The 17,655-nt window shown below is 55.0% G+C and carries 14 protein-coding genes and 1 pseudogene; 1 reads left to right on the top strand and 14 read right to left on the bottom strand.

The genetic code is table 11. From position 1 onward, the window contains the following. Window positions 1-16 precede the first annotated feature (16 nt). The 3 genes from yqeH to mntR form a co-directional block, all read right to left on the bottom strand. Entirely contained in the window at window positions 17-1,138 is a 1,122-nt protein-coding gene (gene yqeH / locus SK3146_RS31135; RefSeq protein ID WP_249862434.1) for a ribosome biogenesis GTPase YqeH, read from the bottom strand. Between the two features lie 7 nt (window positions 1,139-1,145). Further along, the gene (locus SK3146_RS31130; RefSeq protein WP_249862433.1) at window positions 1,146-1,643 is read right to left on the bottom strand and encodes a YqeG family HAD IIIA-type phosphatase; all 498 of its coding nucleotides are present in this window, start codon (window positions 1,641-1,643) and stop codon (window positions 1,146-1,148) included. Window positions 1,644-1,794: 151 nt separating this feature from the next. After that, window positions 1,795-2,217, bottom strand: coding sequence for a transcriptional regulator MntR (gene mntR, locus SK3146_RS31125; protein ID WP_249862432.1), 423 nt, complete (start codon window positions 2,215-2,217; stop codon window positions 1,795-1,797). Between the two features lie 229 nt (window positions 2,218-2,446). Between mntR and splB the strand changes: the two genes are divergently transcribed. Then, a complete protein-coding gene (gene splB / locus SK3146_RS31120) occupies window positions 2,447-3,508 on the top strand; it encodes a spore photoproduct lyase (protein ID WP_249862431.1) in 1,062 nt (353 codons plus the stop codon). 5 nt (window positions 3,509-3,513) lie between these two features. Here the strand turns inward: splB and SK3146_RS31115 are convergent, their stop codons facing one another. The 11 genes and pseudogenes from SK3146_RS31115 to SK3146_RS31065 form a co-directional block, all read right to left on the bottom strand. Then, window positions 3,514-4,224 (bottom strand): cytochrome c biogenesis CcdA family protein, encoded by a 711-nt coding sequence (locus SK3146_RS31115; protein WP_249862430.1) that lies wholly within the window; start codon window positions 4,222-4,224, stop codon window positions 3,514-3,516. A gap of 25 nt (window positions 4,225-4,249) precedes the next feature. Next, complete coding sequence (locus tag SK3146_RS31110) at window positions 4,250-5,053, bottom strand: metal ABC transporter permease (protein WP_249862429.1); 804 nt, start codon at window positions 5,051-5,053, stop codon at window positions 4,250-4,252. Between the two features lie 36 nt (window positions 5,054-5,089). Continuing rightward, window positions 5,090-5,749: pseudogene (locus SK3146_RS31105) on the bottom strand (metal ABC transporter ATP-binding protein); the annotation flags it as partial. 153 nt (window positions 5,750-5,902) lie between these two features. Next, the gene (locus SK3146_RS31100; protein ID WP_249862427.1) at window positions 5,903-6,811 is read right to left on the bottom strand and encodes a metal ABC transporter substrate-binding protein; all 909 of its coding nucleotides are present in this window, start codon (window positions 6,809-6,811) and stop codon (window positions 5,903-5,905) included. A gap of 291 nt (window positions 6,812-7,102) precedes the next feature. Next, window positions 7,103-8,176, bottom strand: coding sequence for a Gfo/Idh/MocA family protein (locus tag SK3146_RS31095; protein ID WP_249862426.1), 1,074 nt, complete (start codon window positions 8,174-8,176; stop codon window positions 7,103-7,105). Between the two features lie 59 nt (window positions 8,177-8,235). After that, window positions 8,236-10,227 carry a methionine--tRNA ligase gene (metG, locus tag SK3146_RS31090; protein WP_249862425.1) on the bottom strand — a complete coding sequence of 664 codons (1,992 nt, stop codon included), beginning with the start codon at window positions 10,225-10,227 and terminating at the stop codon, window positions 8,236-8,238. A gap of 437 nt (window positions 10,228-10,664) precedes the next feature. Next, on the bottom strand, window positions 10,665-10,925 hold the full coding sequence (gene yidD / locus SK3146_RS31085; RefSeq protein ID WP_249862424.1) for a membrane protein insertion efficiency factor YidD: 261 nt from the start codon (window positions 10,923-10,925) through the stop codon (window positions 10,665-10,667). Between the two features lie 69 nt (window positions 10,926-10,994). Then, a complete protein-coding gene (locus tag SK3146_RS31080) occupies window positions 10,995-12,332 on the bottom strand; it encodes an ABC transporter substrate-binding protein (RefSeq protein ID WP_249862423.1) in 1,338 nt (445 codons plus the stop codon). Between the two features lie 203 nt (window positions 12,333-12,535). Next, entirely contained in the window at window positions 12,536-13,912 is a 1,377-nt protein-coding gene (locus SK3146_RS31075; protein WP_249862422.1) for a sulfatase family protein, read from the bottom strand. A gap of 84 nt (window positions 13,913-13,996) precedes the next feature. Then, window positions 13,997-15,724, bottom strand: a complete 1,728-nt coding sequence (locus tag SK3146_RS31070) for a DUF4091 domain-containing protein (protein WP_249862421.1) — start codon at window positions 15,722-15,724, stop codon at window positions 13,997-13,999. 141 nt (window positions 15,725-15,865) lie between these two features. After that, on the bottom strand, window positions 15,866-17,383 hold the full coding sequence (locus tag SK3146_RS31065) for a sulfatase family protein (RefSeq protein WP_249862420.1): 1,518 nt from the start codon (window positions 17,381-17,383) through the stop codon (window positions 15,866-15,868). Between the last annotated feature and the right edge of the window lie 272 nt (window positions 17,384-17,655).

Below are 17,655 nucleotides of genomic sequence, written 5' to 3'. Positions count from 1 at the left end.
GGCTTCCCGGCGCGCATCAAATCATCGATTCCCTGACGGCGACCTTCACTCCGCGCGGCGCGTGAATGACCAGATCCGCTCCGGCATCGCTGTTCGCCTTCACCCAGCCAAGGCCCGAAATCGAAACGTCGTACAGCTTCCCTTTCGGAATCCGTACCGTATGCTTGACCAGCTTCGGCAGCAGCTCAAGCTCTTCCCGCGCCGGAGGAGCCAGCATCTCGCCATTATGCTCCTCATACAGCTCATCGGCCCTCTCCAGCTTCGTCCGGTGCACGTTAAGCGCATTGGAGACGTAGAAGGTGAACGATTGCCGCGCTCCCTGCACGAAGTCGAACCGGGCCAGACTGCCGAAGAACAGCGTCTGCTGCTCGTTGAGCTGGAATACCAGCGGCTTGAGCGGCCGATCCGGCATCACTTTTTGCAAATCCCGCTTGCTGACAAGCTCCGTCAGCCGATGCTTGTACACAATGCCCGGCGTATCGATAACGAACGTGCCGTCGTCCAGCGGAATTTTGACCAGATCGAGCGTCGTGCCCGGGTACTGGGAGGTTGTCAGCTCGGCATCGAGATCGCTGTAATCGCGGATCAGCCGGTTGATCAATGTCGATTTGCCGACATTCGTCGCCCCGACCACATAAATATCGCGGCCGTCCCGGTGCTTATCCAGCGCTTCGACGACACGCTCGAAGCCCATATTTTGCTTGGCCGAGCAAAGAACGACTTCGACGACCTTCAAACCGAATTCCTTCGCTTGTCTTTGGACCCAATTGACGATTTTATTGTAATTGGTCACTTTCGGCAGCAGGTCGATTTTGTTCACGGCGAGCACGACCGGATTGTTGCCGACAAAGCGCGGCAAGCCGCTGATCAGACTGCCCTCGAAATCGAAAATGTCGACGATGTTCACGACGAGCGACCGGGTGGTCCCTACATGGCTCAGCAGCTTCAGGAAATCGTCCTGATCCAGGGTGATGCCGGATACTTCGTTATAGTTTTTAATGCGGAAGCAGCGCTGGCAAATGACCGGCGTCCGGCTAAGCGCTTGCTTCGGGACGTACCCGAGCGCGCTTTGGTCTTCCGTCTGAAGCTTGACTCCGCAGCCTGCGCAGGCCGCTTGGTCCAAATGGGTTTCTGTCATGGTGTACCTACTTTCTTATCCAAGTTAAAGCGGCTTTTTCCAAATTCCGGTTAACGACCTTCGTGAAAAAGCCTTCGTCTTTGCGCGCAATCGGCAGTACGAGAATCGTATACAGCCCCATCCGGTTGCCGCCGAGCACATCCGTCATCATCTGATCGCCAATGACCACGGTTTGCTCGGGACGCAAATTCATCAAATGCATCGCCTTATGAAAAGCCGCGCGGGTCGGCTTCTTTGCCCGGTAAATAAAAGGAAGCGACAGCGGTTCGGCGAACTGGCTGACGCGAAGCTTGTTATTATTCGATACGATAATAACCTGAAAGCCGATCTGGCTGACGACCTTGAGCCAATCGATGAGCTCCGGCGTCGCAAGCGGCGCCTTGGCGCCCACCAGCGTATTGTCCAGATCCGTAATGATGCCGCGCTTGCCCTGCTTCCACAATTCATTCAGATCGATATCGTAAATCGTATTTACCTGCAGTTGCGGAACTAGCTTTTTTAGCAAAAACATTCACCTCTAGGAACGAGCATATATACGCAAACTATACCATATTTGTCCTTTTTGTTGCAAAAGAATACAGTGACCTATAGCGCGCCGCGCTTCGATTCGTTCTCCTATACCAAAAAAAGCACCCGAGCAAGTCGGATGCAGGCTGTTACGATTCGTCCATTTCCCTTTTCAGCGCCATCAGGTCTTCCAATCGCGAAGGCTCTCTCCGGAAATATTCGACCAGCGTTTCGATGCAGGTGATCGAATCCCAGCTGAGATGATGCTCAATGCCTTCTACATCTTTATAGATCGTATCTTCCGATACGCCGATCAACGTTAAAAACTGTTCCAATAATTGATGCCGATCCACCAGTCTCTTTCCCATTTTTTGCCCTTTGGATGTCAATACGAGACCACGGTATTTTTCATACACCAAATAATTGTCTTTATCCAATTTTTGGATCATTTTCGTCACAGAAGAAGGATGAACTTCCAACCCTTCGGCGATATCGGACACGCGCGCGTATCCTTTCTCGTCGATGAGCTTGTAGATCCTCTCCAGATAATCCTCCATGCTCGGTGTAGCCATACGCTTTCCTCCCGTACATCATCAAACCATGGCGCAAATCCGCTGAATTCTTGCCCGTCCATATATGAAGAGACAAGCGCTTCTCCAAGGTGCATTTTCCACGTGTGAGCAGAAGCATTCTGGATCAAACTATGGTCGTTATAAGCGCCTTTTACTATAACACAGCCGGGTTATCGAAGCAAGTCAAGTCATGAAATTGTACCAAGGCCCGCATGAAGGAGGAATCGGCATGGCGGTCGCAACGGAAAGTCCCGCGATGCGGCAGACGGAAGTATTCGTACCGGAGCTCGTTTATTTCGAACCGGATGCGCTGAATTACCCGAAAGGGCAAAAAATATGGCAATGGGCCAAAGAGCAAGGCCTTCCGATTCATATGACTACCTCTCATAACCGGATTACCAACCTGCCGGGAGACAGCGAGCTGGAAAAATACCGCATCGCCAAAAGAACGCTCGTCGTAGGCATTCGAAAAACGCTGAAGTTCGACACGTCCAAGCCTTCGGCGGAATATGCGATCCCGATCGCCACCGGCTGCATGGCCCACTGCCACTACTGCTACCTGCAGACGACGCTCGGCGCGAAGCCGTATATTCGTGTCTATGTCAACACCGACGATATTCTTCAAGCCGCCAAGCGCTATATTGACGAGAGGGCCCCGGAGATCACCCGATTCGAAGCTGCGTGCACATCCGATCCGGTCGGTCTGGAGCACATTAGCGGCTCGCTCAAAGAGCTGATCGAGTTTATGGGGCAGGAGCCGCTCGGCAGGCTTCGTTTCGTGACGAAATTCCATCACGTGGAGCCGCTGCTCGACGCCAAGCATAATAAGCATACGCGATTTCGCTTCAGCGTCAATGCGGATTATGTAATCAAGCATTTCGAGCCGGCGACCTCCAGCTTCGGCGAACGAATTACCGCCGCGGGCAAAGTGGCCAAAGCCGGCTATCCGCTCGGTTTTATTATCGCCCCCATTATTTGGCATGAAGGCTGGGAAGAAGGCTACCGCGAGCTTCTGGGCAAATTAAAAGAGGCGCTTCCCGAAGAAGCTACCTCTGATTTGACCTTTGAGCTGATCCAGCACCGCTTTACGAAAACGGCCAAAAACGTCATTTTGCAGCGTTATCCGAAAACAAAGCTGGAGCTTGACGAAACGAAACGCAAGTACAAATGGGGGCGCTGGGGCCAAGGCAAATATGTATATCCCGATGAGCAGGCCACGGCGCTGCGCGAGTTTATTACGGAGCAAATTTTCGAAAAATTCCCTAACGCAACGATCGATTATTTTACCTAACCGGTTTAAAACTTCAAGTAGTCGGGGGTAATCTGATTCAGCCATATGGTAATGCGGGTCATTTGATCCGTGTACAGCAAAATCGCCATCAAGATCATCAGGCCCCCGCCCGCTTTCATAATGTTGCCCGAATACCGCAATATCCATTTGGTCGTTCCGATGAAAAAAGCGAGTACGAAAAACGGAATCGCGAAGCCGAGCGAATACGCCGTAATCAGCGGCAGCCAGGAATCGGGATTCGTAGCGGCCAGCGCCAAAATCGCCGATAAAATCGGCCCGATGCACGGTGACCAGCCCGCCGCGAAACCCATGCCGATCAACACCGATCCGACATAGCCCGCAGGCTTGAACTTCCACTGCAGCTTGCGCTCCTTCATCAGCCATTGCGGCTGAAAAATGCCGACCAGAAACAAGCCCATCGCAAAAATTAAAATGGCAGCGATCTGCCGAAGCAAGTCTTTAAAATCGATGAAAAAATTCGATACGAGTCCCGCGCCCCAGCCCAAGCTGTAAAAAATAATCGAAAATCCGACGATAAAACAAAGCGTATGCAGCACCGTCCTGCTGCGCACGCCGGCTTCGCCGCCGGCATTTTTCAATTGGCTGACGGAAACGCCCGTTATGTAGGATAAATAAGACGGATAGAGCGGCAAGCAGCAGGGGGAGATGAACGAAGCTACGCCTGCCCACAGCGCGATCCACATATTGATTTCCATGCCTGAACTCCTTTCTTTCGGAGCCTTATAAACGCAAACCCCGTTTCACGAACATGCTGATGATCAACAGGCCGATCAGGAACAAGACGATCGTCGCTCCCGGAGCCAGACTCCATACGCCCGCGGCGACCAATCCTCCGACGACCGCAATCTCCGAAAACAACACGGCCCAGAAAAGCGAGTTGCGGAAGCTGCGGGCCACCAGCAGGCTGCAGGCGACCGGAATCGTCAGCAAGGACGAGACGAGCAGCGCGCCGACGATCTTGATCGCGACCGTAATGACGAGCGCCGTCAGGATCGTAATCATCATGTTATAAAATTTGAGCGGAAGACCGCTTACCCCGGCCGCATCCTCGTCGAAAAACATCAGGAACAGCTCCTTGTAATTGACCAGGATGACGCCGACCACAATGACGGTCACCGCCAGTACGACCCATAAATCTCCCGTATCGAGCGTATAGATGCTCCCGAAGAAATAACTCATCACGTTAATGTTAAATCCTTTGCCGAGCGTAAACAACAAGGTCGCCAGCGCTACGCCGCCGGACATAATGATCGCTATCGATAGCTCCGCATACGTTTTGTACGCTTTACGCAGCCATTCGATGGCGAAGGAAGCCAACACGGCGAACAACAGCCCGACGCCGATCGGGTACACATTGAGCAGGAAGCCGAGCGCGATGCCGGCAATCGATACGTGCGCGAGCGTATCGCCGATCATCGACAGCCTGCGCAGCACCAGAAACACGCCCATCATAGGAGCGGCCAAACCGATCAACAAGCCTCCCAATAAAGCCCGTTGAAAAAAATATTCTGTAAAAATATCCACCTGATTCTCTCCTAGCTTCAGCTTACACCCGTTTGATCAAGACAAGACTTCGATTTGCTCCCGCAGCTGCTGAATCGAGTGGGTCAAATTCGTTTCGCTGCAATTTTCCGGCGCATGGGTATGCTTGACGTAAAACGAAAGCGTTCCGCTCTTCTGTACGGGTTCGCTTCCAATATAAGATTGTACCATATCCATGTCGTGGGAAACCATAATAAACGTAATATGGTGATGCTGATGCATATGGCGGATCATCCGGAAGAAACCGGCCTGCGTTTCCGCGTCGATGCCGACCGTAGGCTCGTCCAGTATGAGCAGCTCCGGGTTGTTGATAAGCGCACGCGCCAGAAAAACCCGCTGCTGTTGGCCGCCGGACAATTGGCCGATCCGCCGGTCCGCCAAATCCTCGATGCGCATGACGTAGAGCGCGTCCTCGCATTTCTGCTGGTCGGCTTTGCTCATGCGGCGGAACATCCGCTTCTTGCCGTACAAGCCGGACATGACGACCTCGCGCACCGTGGCCGGGAACAGCGGATTGAACGCATTTTTTTGCGGGACGTAGCCGATCCTCTCCCAGTCGCGGAAGGAGGAGACAGGCTCGCCGAACAGACGGATCTCGCCTTGCGTAGGCTTCAGCAGCCCGACAATCATTTTGAGCAGCGTCGTTTTCCCCGCTCCGTTAGAGCCGATCAAGCCGACGAAATCGCGCTCCAGCACGGAGAAATTAAGTTTTTCTATCACTTTTTTATTTTCGTAGAAAAAAAAGACGTCATCAATCGAGACAATGCTCCGATGACATCCTGCATTCACTTGGTCCATAGCTGCAAGCTCCTTTTATCGCAGGTCTTACTTCTATTGTAATGCTTTTATTAAATTATTCAAATTGCTCTCCATCAGAGAGATATAATCGGCTCCGGCCTTCGCCTGAGCATCGGTCAGCCCTTCGATCGGGCTCAGCACCAGCGTCTCGACCTTGGCGTCCTTCGCCAGCGTCTTCGCCAGCCGGTCGGATACGAGCTCTTCGAAGAAAATGTATTGGATGCCGTTCGTGCGGATAAACTCGTTGATCTCCTTCAAATCCTTGGAAGTCGGCTCGGAATCGGGCGACAAGCCCATGATCGCCTTCTGCGTAAGGCCGTATTGCTTGGCCAAATAGGCGAACGACTGATGCGTGACGACGATGTCCTTCTTCGGCGTTTTGGCCAGCGCTTCTTTATATTTGGCGTCCAGCTGATCGAGCTGCGCCGCGAATTTCTCGTAATTGGCCTCGTAGTCCGATTGCCCCGCAGGGTCCGTTTTCACCAGCTGATCCTTAATATTGAGCGCAATCTTCTTGGCGTTGACCGGACTCAGCCATACATGGGGATCGTACTGCGATTCGTTGTGAGCTTCCTTATTCTTTGCGTCATGATCGTGATCGTGGTCTTCTCCGGATGACGCCAGCAGCTCCACGCCCTTGCTTCCTTCCACGACAGCGACCTTCGAGTCTTTCGGCAGACTGCCCAGCGTATCGTTCACCCAGCCTTCGAATCCGGCGCCCAAATAAACGAACATTTGCGCTTTGGACAAGTTCTGCATGTCCCGGCTCTTCGGTGTCCAGTCATGCGGCTCGACGCCCGTCGGCACCAGATTGATGACGTTGACGCGGTCGCCGCCGATCTTTTTAGTGAAATCGTACAGCGGATAAAAGCTGGCTACGACGTTGACCTTGCCGTTCATGAGCGTCGCCTGCGATTTGCCGCAGCCGGCCAGCATTATCATCGTAAGAAATGCGAGTAAAACGGGTAAAACAACTTTTTTATTACGCCATTGCATAAATATAGTTTCCCCCTGCTTGTAAATCGTAAACTTTTTTATTAGACGAATTCGATTATACGTCCGTCCTCCCTGCCGTGTCAACAGTTAATAATGTTTACGATTAACCGCTCGCAAATATGCCGGATTCAAGAAATGGCCTCCGCCATAACGCAAATAAAGCATCCGTCCCTCCGGCCCTAAGACCGGTGAAACGGATGCTTTCATTGTAAAGGTGAAAAAGTTCGCCGCGGACAGCTACTCGACGCGCACCGCCTGCATTTGCGCTTTGATGCACAGCTCGGCGGCCTTGAAGGCATGCTCCTGCGTCATCGCCTTCTCCGTGCGGTTAATACAATCGAGGATCAGCTGGCCGAAGAACGGATAGCCGACTTGACCTTTCAGGGAGAAATGCTGTTCGCCTTCTTTATTGACCAGATACAGATGGTCGCCCTGCGGATCGCGGGCAATATCGATATATTTGCGCAGCTCGATATAGCCGTCGGTGCCCAGAATCGTCATCCGGCCGTCGCCCCATGTGCCGAGGCCGTCCGGAGTGAGCCAGTCGACGCGGAAATAGTTCGTCGCGCCGTTATCCGCCACAAGGGTAGCGTCGCCGAAATCTTCAAGCTCCGGATAATCCTTGTTATTGTAGTTGGCGATTTTGCTGTGCAGCACCGTCGCGTCCTTCGCCCCGGTGAAGAACAGGAATTGCTCGATCTGATGGCTTCCGATATCGCACAGAATGCCGCCGTATTTGTCATGCTGGAAAAACCATTCCGGTCTGGACGGCGCGTTCAGCCGATGCGGACCAAAGCCGATCACTTGAACTACGCGGCCGATCGCGCCCTGCTCGATCAGTTGGCCTGCAAACACCGCGCTCTCGACGTGCAGACGCTCGCTGTAATAGACCATATACTTCTTGCCGGTTTCCTTCGCCTTCGCTCTTGCTTGCTCCAGCTGTTCCAGCGTCGTGAACGGAGTTTTGTCGGTGAAGTAGTCTTTGCCGTGATCCATGACGCGAACGCCGAGCGGACCGCGCAAGGACGGCACCGCCGCCGCTGCGACCAGCTTGATCGAAGGATCGTTCAAAATCTCCTCTTCGGAAGCGGCCGCTTTGGCTTGAGGGAACTTCTTGATGAAAGCTTCCACCTTCGCCGGGTCCGGATCGTACACGGCGACAAGATCGGCTCCCGCTTCGACCAAGCCGTTACACATCCCGTAGATGTGACCGTGATCCAAAGCCATCGCGGCAAAGGCGAATTCGCCTTGTCCGACCACCGGATTCGGTTTGCCTTGCGGCGCGTAATTCATTCCGTCTTTGGTTTGCATAGATTAAGCCTCCTGTTAAAAGAGTCATAGATTATTCATAATGTTAACGTGAACAATCCTCATTTTACCACAGATCCGTTAGGAAGTGCATCAGAAATTGTCGCCAAAGTCAATTGATCTCCGTGCGATGCCGCGAGAATCATTCCCTGCGACAGTTCGCCGCGCAGCTTCACCGGCTTCAAGTTCGTCACGCAGATCACTTTGCGGCCTACGAGCTGCTCCGGCTTATAAAATTTGGCGATGCCGGAGACGACCTGGCGCTGCTCGTACCCGAGGTCGAGCTGCAGCTTCAGCAGCTTGTCGGCGCCCTTCACCGGCTCGGCGGCCAGCACCTCGGCGACGCGCAGATCGACCTTGAAGAAATCGTCGATGGAGATTTCCTGAACGCCTTCCGGCGCCTCCGGCTTGGATGCGTCCGCAGCGACCGCCGCTTGGCCGGCAGCTTCCGCCGGCGCGGGAGCCGCTCCTCCGCCCATCGCTTGGGCGATATAAGCCGCTTCCTTCTCCGCTTCCAGCCGCGGGAACATCACTTCGCCTTTTTCGACGCGGGTGCCGCTAGGCAGCGTGCCGAACTTGTGAATCGTATCCCAAGCCGTCGGCGCCCCTTCCTGAATGCCGAGCTGCTGCCACATCTTGCGCGGCGTCTGCGTCAGGAACGGCTGCAGCATCACCGAGACGATCCGCAGCAACTCGGCCAGGCAGTAGAGCACCGAGCCAAGCGTGTCGCGCTTGCTCTCGTCCTTGACCAGCGCCCATGGCTGCGTCTCGTCGATATATTTGTTCGTGCGGCTGACCATTTGCCAGATCGCGCCGAGCGCTACGGAAAACTCCATTTTCTCCATAGCTTCTTCCACTTTTTGAACCGTCGCGCTGATCGTATCCAGCAGAGCGCCGTCGAATTCGGTCGCTCCTGCGATATAAGGCGGTATGCTGCCGCCGAAATACTTGTCGATCATAACGACTGTGCGGCTCAGCAGATTGCCGAGATCGTTGGCCAGGTCGAAGTTGATCCGCTCGACGAAGCTTTCCGGCGTGAACGTCCCGTCGGAGCCGAACGGCACTTCGCGCAGCAAATAGTAGCGAAGGGCGTCCAAGCCATAACGGTCGATAAGCGTTACCGGGTCGACCACATTGCCTTTGGATTTGGACATTTTGCCGTCCTTCATCAGCAGCCAGCCGTGGCCGAACACCTTCTTCGGCAGCGGAAGATCGAGCGCCATCAGCATAATCGGCCAATAGATCGTATGGAAACGGACGATTTCCTTGCCGACCAGATGGACGTCGGCCGGCCAGAACGTCCGGTATTTGCTGTCGTCGCCGCTGCCGTAGCCGAGCGCCGTAATATAGTTGGACAGCGCGTCGATCCATACGTAGATGACATGCTTCGGATCGTTCGGCACCTTCACGCCCCAATCGAACGTCGTCCGCGATACGGCCAAGTCCTCCAGTCCCGGCTTGATAAAGTTGTTGATCATCTCGTTTTTGCGCGATTCCGGCTGAATGAAATCCGGATTGTCTTCATAATACTTCAGCAGGCGGTCGGCATATTTGCTCATCCGGAAGAAGTAGCTCTCCTCCTTGATCAGCTCGACGGGCCGCCCGCAGTCCGGACACTTGCCGTCGACCAGCTTGTTTTCCAGGAAGAACGATTCGCAAGGGGTACAATACCAGCCTTCGTAAGTGCCCAGATAAATGTCGTCCTGCTCGATCAGACGGGCGAATATTTTCTCGACCGATTGCTTGTGCCTTGGTTCGGTCGTCCGAATGAAATCGTCATAAGAAATGTCCAGCTTGCTCCATAGCTCCTTGATACCGGAGACGATGCCGTCGACGAACTGCTGCGGCGTCACGCCTTTCTCCTGCGCCTTGCGCTCGATCTTCTGGCCGTGCTCGTCGGTGCCCGTCAAATACATGACATTATAGCCGCGCAGCCGTTTGTAACGGGACATTGCATCGCCGGCCACCGTCGTATAGGCATGGCCGATATGCAGTTTGTCGCTCGGATAATAAATCGGGGTCGTAATGTAAAACGATTGTTGTTCCTTGGTCATGGGAATCGCTCCTTTTTTCTTTGTACAAATAAAAAAAGCCTCGTCCATCTTGGGACGAGAGCTTGTGCTCACGCGGTACCACCCAACTTCCCCCGGCTTTCGTACCGAATGATACGATAGCTCAAGGCTCAGCAGTCATAACTTGCGACTTTCCGTTAACGCCGGAACAGCGAAGAGGGCTTGCCCGTACGGCACTCGTCCGATTCCGCGCTCGCCTTCCTGTCCTCCCGGACCATCTTCCTATGCTTTCCGTCGACCGGCTCTCAGCTTCCCGGCTCTCTGTACGACCTCAGGCAAAGTACTCATCCGTTCATAGGGCATATTCTTTATGCAGTTAAGCCAAATATAGCGAAAAGTACTAACCTCTGTCAAGTCCGTACCAGGCGGCGCGATGCGGTTATCGCCCGCGATGTCCGGCCCGCCGCCGCACTCCGCTTCTATTCCTCTTGCGCCGCATCGTTCCGCGGCTTCTCCGGTTTGCGTTCCGGCTCGGGAACATAATCGATGCCTCCGGGATGAAACGGATGGCATTTGCATATTCGTTTGACGGCGAGCCAGCTTCCTTTGACCGGCCCGTGCAGCTCCAGCGCATCGAGCGCATATTGCGAGCATGTGGGGTAAAACCGGCAAGTAGGCGGCTTCAGCGGCGAAATAAACTTCCGGTAAAAGCGCACGCCGCCCTGCAGCACTCTTTTCATAGCAATCGCCCTCCGATGGGTAAGCGGTCTTACTTCGTATGATGCCCGATCGGAGGACGGGAGTCAAGCTTACTTCTTCATGGCCGAAACGTCCTTCTCAGCCCCTTCCTGGGCTTCCCGCAGCGCGCTGACCGGATTCGTGCCGCCGGAGACGATCTGTGAAAAGGCCGTGTTCATCCGCTTGGCTATCGCATCGTCATACTTGGTGACGTAAGACGGCCGGGCTCTCTCCTTGGGGAAAAATGCGCCGACGTTTTTCCCTTTGAAGTTTCTCCCGCTTGCAGCATCGGACAGCTGCCCGAACGCTTGAACGACCTCGGGAGTGCGGACGATCGGCAAGGTGCCCGCCTTCGATATTTTCATCTGGTATTCATCGGACGTTAACGCCTCAAGAACCTCGAACGCCTGCTGCTTATGCTTGCTCGTGCTGGAAATGTTCATATACGTGCCGTAATCCTGCGGTCCGATGCCCGGCGCTTCCTTGAAGGTCGGCATGCTGACCATATCCCAGCTGTCGAAATCCCAGCGCCCGATCTGATACGCCATCATCGCCACATTTTTCTCCTTCGCGAACATATCCGTCGTCGCTTTCTCATTGCCGGGAATTTGCGCAAAGCGGGTGAAGTTTTCCATGAACAGCCTGAAGCGGTCGTCCGACACCTGAACGCTCTGCGAATCCGGATTGTAATAAGACAGCGACAGCTGGTTCGTATTGTACATGAACGGGTAGCGCGTAGCGAATCCGTAGTAGGACGTTCCTGCATCCGTCTGCGTCAGCTGTTTGGCCAGCTCGTACGTTTCGTCCCAGGTCATGCCGTCCTTCGGATACGGAACGCCGAACTTGTCGAAGATGTCTTTGTTGTAAAACAGCGCCGTCGGAGCGCTCGCAACAGGGAAGCCGTAGACGCCGCCTCCGAATTGCTTCTGAAATTCGATCGCGTTAGGCACAAGCCGGCTCGTATCGTAGCGATTTTGCTTGATCAAATCGCCGATATCGTACAAAAGCCCCGTGTCGGCCAGCACCGGGAAGGAGAAGACGGAGCAGAGAATCAAATCGACGTCCTGCCCGGAAACAAGCAGCTCGTTCGCCGTCGTTCCCTTGCCGGTGGCGATGAACTTGATTGTGACTTGAGGGAATTTCTCCTTAATTTCTTTGCCGATATCGCTATCCATGAACGCCTCCGCCGTTGCGGTGGAATTGGACGCGTTATAGACGACCAGCTCAACAGGCTCTTTGCTGTCCTGAACCGCGGGCTTATCCGCCGCCGGAGCCGGCTCGGACGCATCTCCTGCAGCGCCGTTGCAAGCGGTTACAGCAAGGCATAAAAAAATAGCGGCGAGAGAAGCGGCTCCTTTTTTTCTATAACCGGTCCCGGACGATCCGTCATGCACTTTCCTCTTTTCCATGGCTAACCAAGTCCCCCTTTGAATTCGACGGCAAGGAGGAGGCGCGGGCTTGCCGCCCGGCCGTCCGCATGGTCCGCGCTGTCCGCATTATCCGCCTGCGCCTGCCGGCGAAGCGGCCCCTGCCGTCTCTTTGCTTCTTTATCTTCGTCGTTCTTGCAAAATTGTTTGTCGTTCCGCCTTCATTTGGCCCGGCTTGCGTCCGCTCAGATCAGCTCAAACGGATCGTCAAGCTTGGCGAGCCATTGTCCCAGCTCCCGTTCCAGCAGCACCGCCGGCCCTTCCTTCGGAGCCTGGTCGAAGCGCAGCGGGTTCAATTGATACGGATCGCTCTCGTTATCGAAGCAGAGCCTGGTCAAGGCGGCGTCGCCGAAGCTGCGCTTGGCCACATACGTGTACCGGTGCGTGCGAACGCCTCGCCAGCCGTAAGCGTTGATCTCCAACCCTTGTTCCCGCGCCTTCCGATGCTCCTCGACGCTTCCCGGATAATGGCATATGAAGGCCGACGCAGGCTCCTTGCCTCCTTCTCCGCGGAATACGGCGGAGCAATCCGTCCCCTGCACCTTCTCCGGTACCGGAACGTTCATCAGCCCGAGCAGCGTAGGCACTAGATCGGGGCTGTTCAGCAGACAATCGCTGCCGCCCGAAGGAATGCGCCCCGGATAACGGATAAAGAACGGAATGCCGATCGATTCCTCGTACCATACGTTCTTATGCTCCAGCCAGCCGTGCGAGCCCATCATTTCTCCGTGGTCGGACGTCAGTACGACAATCGTATCGTCCGCGAGCCCCTCTTCCTCAAGCGCGGCGAGCAAACGGCCGAACTGGTCGTCCGTCGCCGTCACCGCGGCGTAATAATTGCGCAGATGCTGCTCCGCTTGGGCCAGCCCGTCGCCCCATACGTTCGGACGGTATTTTACCGGCTTATCGGCATACATCGCTTTATAGCGTTCCGGAACCTGCTCGAACGGCTGATGCGGCGGATTCCACGACACAAACAGGCAGAACGGCTGATCCGGATCGCGCCTGCGGATATAATCGATCGCCACGTCCGTTTCATGCTCGGTCGACCAGACGTTCGGCTCGATCATCTGCGGCGTATCCTGCCAATAATGCGGATGCATATGGCGGTCGTAGGCGTTGTAGGAATACCAGAAATCGAAGCCGAACCTGCGCGGGCCGGGCGGTATGTAAGCATCCCAGTGGCGAGCTCCCGAAGCCGGCTCGGGCTCTAGGGACTGCTCCGGCACATCGAGATGCCATTTGCCGATATAGCCGGTCTGGTAGCCCGCTTCCTTCAGCACGCCTCCGATCGTCAGCTCATCGTCGTTCAGCTTGATCGGCAGTCCCAGCTTGCAGTTGCTCGTCACGCCCGTCGATAGCGGATAACGGCCCGTCAGCATAACGGAACGGTTGGGCGAACAAAGCGGAAAACAGCTTATCGCATGATTTAGCGTCAGACTCTCTCCGGCGAACCGGTCGATATTAGGCGTGCTTACTTCATCCTCGTTAAACAAGCCGACGGCCTGTCTTCTCCATTGATCGGGGAATACGAACAACAGATTCGGTTGTTTCTTGTTCATTTCTCATCGTCTCCAAACTGAGTTGTCTTGTGCTCCCGGCCCCTTGCGGCCGGCGCCGCATCCGCCGGGTCGGATGTTGCCCGGCTAACTCTGCGCATGCTGCGCAATCAAGCGGTTCAATTGCTCCCGTTTGGCGAGCAGCCATTCGGCCGAACGCGGATACTCGCTGAAAGTGATCGGCTGTTCGAGATCTTCCTCCAGCAGCGCGACGACGCGTTCTTTGCCGATATAGCTTTCGAGCAGCTGCAGCGCCCGCAAATCCTGCAGCGCTTCATAGAACACTTCCATCCGAATCGATTCGATCGGACCTTCCTCGCCTGGATAGACGAGGAACGCATCCCCGGAAGGGAAAGAATGGTTCGCATCCGTATTGACGAACGGATTGATCGGCTTCCTCGAATACTGCGAAAACCAGAAATTGTATCCCCAATGCAAAAATCCTTCGGCCCCGAATTTGTACAGCTGCATGCCGATAATCCGGTTTCTTGCCGACGGCATATTAAAAAAACGGTTCGACACGAGATTGCGCTGCGATACGCAGTAGTACGTCCAGAGAGGCTTAACGCCGTTTTCTATAAAAGGCTCGATATGGTTGCTGGCCGGAATCGGCCGTTCGACCAGCCCTTTCTCATAGAACGCGTAATCCGACAGCGCGTCGATAATCGGAAATCCTTGCAGATGCTTGCGCGTAAACTCGCTGATCTTCTGATACTGCTCCATATCGGCCATCCGCGGTTCGTCCGAGTTATGGAAGAAGCTTCTCTGCTCCAGGCCGTTCTCGCGGATAAAGGCGACGAGCTCGCGCAAAAATTGCTCCAGAAAGCCGCGGTAAGCTTCGCCGTTCGCATCCGTATCCCAGCCGAAAATCCGCTTGTATTCACCGTCAACGTCAGCCATAATTTTAGGCGCATGCTTCGCCCCCCACTGAGTAAACAGATGGGAGAATTCGAAGTAACGGATTCCCCGCTTGTCGCACAGCTCGACCCAGCGGCGAAGCTTGTCGAAGCCGAAGCGGTAGGATGAGCCGGTTTGCTCCACATCGACGAGCTGGACGGTAGGACGCTCTCCTCCGACAGCGGTATCGAGCGGAGGCGTGAACACCGGCGTCAGGATCATATTCACCCCATGGCGCACCGCCGTATCGACATACCGGTCGATCAGCTCCCAATGCCGTTCGGAGAATACTTCCACCCCATACTGCACCGCCAGGCAGTCCGTATGGAACCACTCCGTATGAATCAGCTTTTGCTCCGGCAGCATGGCGCCGATAATCTCCAGCACCATTTTCTCCGACGCCAGACATTCCCCTTGCTCGTTATCGAACCGTACCTCGATTTCATACTGACCAGCCGCTTGACTTCCGTCCAGCGAAACGGTGACCCATAGAGCCCGCCATTGGCCGGGGAACAACGTCAGTCCCTCCTGCTCGTCGATCGGGTAAAGCGGGTCCGGATACAGCCCCGGCGTCGTGCGCAGCACATGGCGATCGGCGTCATGCATCCAGGGCAGCTCGGAAGGCGCCAGGCCTACCGTGCGGACCGAGATCGCATCCGCCAGCTCCGACCGTACGCTGACCCGTACCGCTTTCATCAACGACGGCGAACGGTAAGCAATTTGATAGGCATACGTTTCATTACTGAATGCGCTTGCTTTTTTCAACAGAGGATCGATCGCCTCTTCGTCGGCAAACACTTTGGACAAAGAGCTAATGACTACGGTGTTCAATAAATTCGACAACCTCTCTTCCCCCTCGCTGTATCCATTGGTCAAGCTGCAGCCGAATAAGCCGAGACTTGCGGCCCTGCGCTTCATCCGCCGATGCCGGGGTTCGCTGCAGCGTTGCAATGTTAGATTAATAAGAACGTATTCATTTGTCCATAAGCGAAATTTCCCCGCATATGCGAGATTTGCCCTATAGCGCCCGGCGCGGGCTAGACGTGCGCCAGGCTCGGACTAGGCATGGGAAATTCGAGGCATCGGCATCGGTTCCTTGCCCAGCTCGGCCCAGATGTACCGGAGCATCAGCTCGGCTTTAAGCTCTTTGCACGATGGTTCGTCCCACAGATTATGCCGCTCCTCGGGGTCCGTTTCCAGATCGAACAGCTCGCCGTAGGTTTGGTTATAGTAAACGGTTATTTTATACCGCTGGTCGACGTACGTTTTCTGATGAATCGTCGTCGGCTCATGATGAAATTCGCAAACGATATGCTCCCTTGCGCTAAGCTGCGGATTCGCCCATACGGCGCTTTGATCGATTCCGGTCATCGCGGGAGGGACAGGCAGTCCCGCCATCGACAAAAACGTCGGAGCCAGATCGACGAGCGATTGCATCGAATCCGACGCGGCGCCGGCAGGCACGCGCCCCGGGTAGCGGACGACGAACGGCACGCGGATCAAATCCTCGTAATGAAAGCCCCCTTTGGCCTGGAGTCCGTGATGCCCGAAAAAGTGGCCGTGGTCGGTCGTAAAAATAACAATCGTATCCTCGCTCAGCCCGAGCTCGTCAAGCTTGTTCAGGATCGAGCCGATGTACCGGTCCATGAAGCTGATCATCCCGTAGTAGACGGCAACCGCCTTTTTGCGCTCCGCCTCCGTCATCCGAACGTGAGAATGATAGCCGTGGATGCCGAAGCCCGTCTCCTTGTAAGCGGAGAAATCCGGCTCCCGCTCCTGGGTCATGCCGAAGTGCGGCGGATTGTGTTCATGTTCTCCCGGCGCGCCCTCGGGTATCGTGAGCAGATCGGGGTCGTACATGTCGCACCACGGCTCGGGTACCAAATAAGGCGGATGCGGGTCCGGGAAGCTGGCCCACAGGAAGAACGCGTCGTCCTGCTCCTTGTACTGCTGCAGCAGCGCGTTCGTCCGCTCGGCAATCCACGTATTGTAGTGATACCGCTCCGGAATCGGCCAATGAAACTGCTCGTTTGCATCCATCGTTCCAATCGGCGGGGTGAAGTAATCTCTCCAGTTCGCGCAGCCGTTCTCCTCCATCCACAGCGCGTAATGCTGCCCGACCAACCATTCGTTCGCATGGTTGCGCAGCATCTCCGTGTGCTCGAAGCCGTAATACGGGCCTGTGAAATCCCGCCAAAAAGCGAAATCATGCAGCTTCTCGCGCCCCTCCAGCGAGGAATATTCCTCCGTCGAACCGATGGGATGAAAATGCGCCTTCCCGATCAGCGCCGTCCGGTAACCGCCCTCGCCGAGCAAATCTCCGACCGTCACGCGGTCCTCCAGCAGCTTTGTCCCCAATGTCCAAGCGCCGTGCTGGCTCGGGTACATCCCCGTCACGATCGACGCTCTCGTAGGCGTGCAGGTCGGATTGGGACAATAGGCTCTGCCGAACGTCGTGCCCTCGCTCACAAGCCGGTCCAAATTCGGAGTTTGCAGCTCCGGATTGAACGCTCCAATCGTATTCCAATGCTGCTGATCGCTTGTTATAAGCAAAATGTTAGGCCTGCGCTTGCTCATGCCTTGCTCACCATCCAAACTTGTTATTTTGTATATTCTACTTCTTACTATATAAGTTTAAACTCTTTAAATACAATGGCATGGTGTAACAATTATTTTGCATTTTGTATATTGCCTTAATCAAATCCCGACCGCACTTCCGCGAATGTCAGGCGATAAAAAAAGCTTTCCGCTGCTCCTTGAGGGAGGGAAGCGGAAAGCTTCAAGTTATGGCTTTTATTCCGTTTCATATCACCCGGCGCAATCGTGACGCCGGCCGATCGGTTCGGTTA

It is taken from the genome of Paenibacillus konkukensis, assembly GCF_023523925.1.
Taxonomy (GTDB): Bacteria; Bacillota; Bacilli; order Paenibacillales; family NBRC-103111; genus Paenibacillus_S; species Paenibacillus_S doosanensis.
The sequence above is the reverse complement of the archived record's forward strand: the minus strand, read 5'-3'. Positions and strand labels throughout refer to the sequence as shown.

Coding starts and splice junctions, on each gene's coding strand:
- yqeH (WP_249862434.1), bottom strand. CDS start 1,138: ATGACAGAAACCCATTTGGACCAAGCGGCCTGCGCAGGCTGCGGAGTC.
- mntR (WP_249862432.1), bottom strand. CDS start 2,217: ATGGCTACACCGAGCATGGAGGATTATCTGGAGAGGATCTACAAGCTC.
- splB (WP_249862431.1), top strand. CDS start 2,447: ATGGCGGTCGCAACGGAAAGTCCCGCGATGCGGCAGACGGAAGTATTC.
- SK3146_RS31115 (WP_249862430.1), bottom strand. CDS start 4,224: ATGGAAATCAATATGTGGATCGCGCTGTGGGCAGGCGTAGCTTCGTTC.
- SK3146_RS31100 (WP_249862427.1), bottom strand. CDS start 6,811: ATGATAATGCTGGCCGGCTGCGGCAAATCGCAGGCGACGCTCATGAAC.
- SK3146_RS31095 (WP_249862426.1), bottom strand. CDS start 8,176: ATGCAAACCAAAGACGGAATGAATTACGCGCCGCAAGGCAAACCGAAT.
- metG (WP_249862425.1), bottom strand. CDS start 10,227: ATGACCAAGGAACAACAATCGTTTTACATTACGACCCCGATTTATTAT.
- yidD (WP_249862424.1), bottom strand. CDS start 10,925: ATGAAAAGAGTGCTGCAGGGCGGCGTGCGCTTTTACCGGAAGTTTATT.
- SK3146_RS31080 (WP_249862423.1), bottom strand. CDS start 12,332: ATGGAAAAGAGGAAAGTGCATGACGGATCGTCCGGGACCGGTTATAGA.
- SK3146_RS31075 (WP_249862422.1), bottom strand. CDS start 13,912: ATGAACAAGAAACAACCGAATCTGTTGTTCGTATTCCCCGATCAATGG.
- SK3146_RS31070 (WP_249862421.1), bottom strand. CDS start 15,724: ATGAAGCGCAGGGCCGCAAGTCTCGGCTTATTCGGCTGCAGCTTGACC.
- SK3146_RS31065 (WP_249862420.1), bottom strand. CDS start 17,383: ATGAGCAAGCGCAGGCCTAACATTTTGCTTATAACAAGCGATCAGCAG.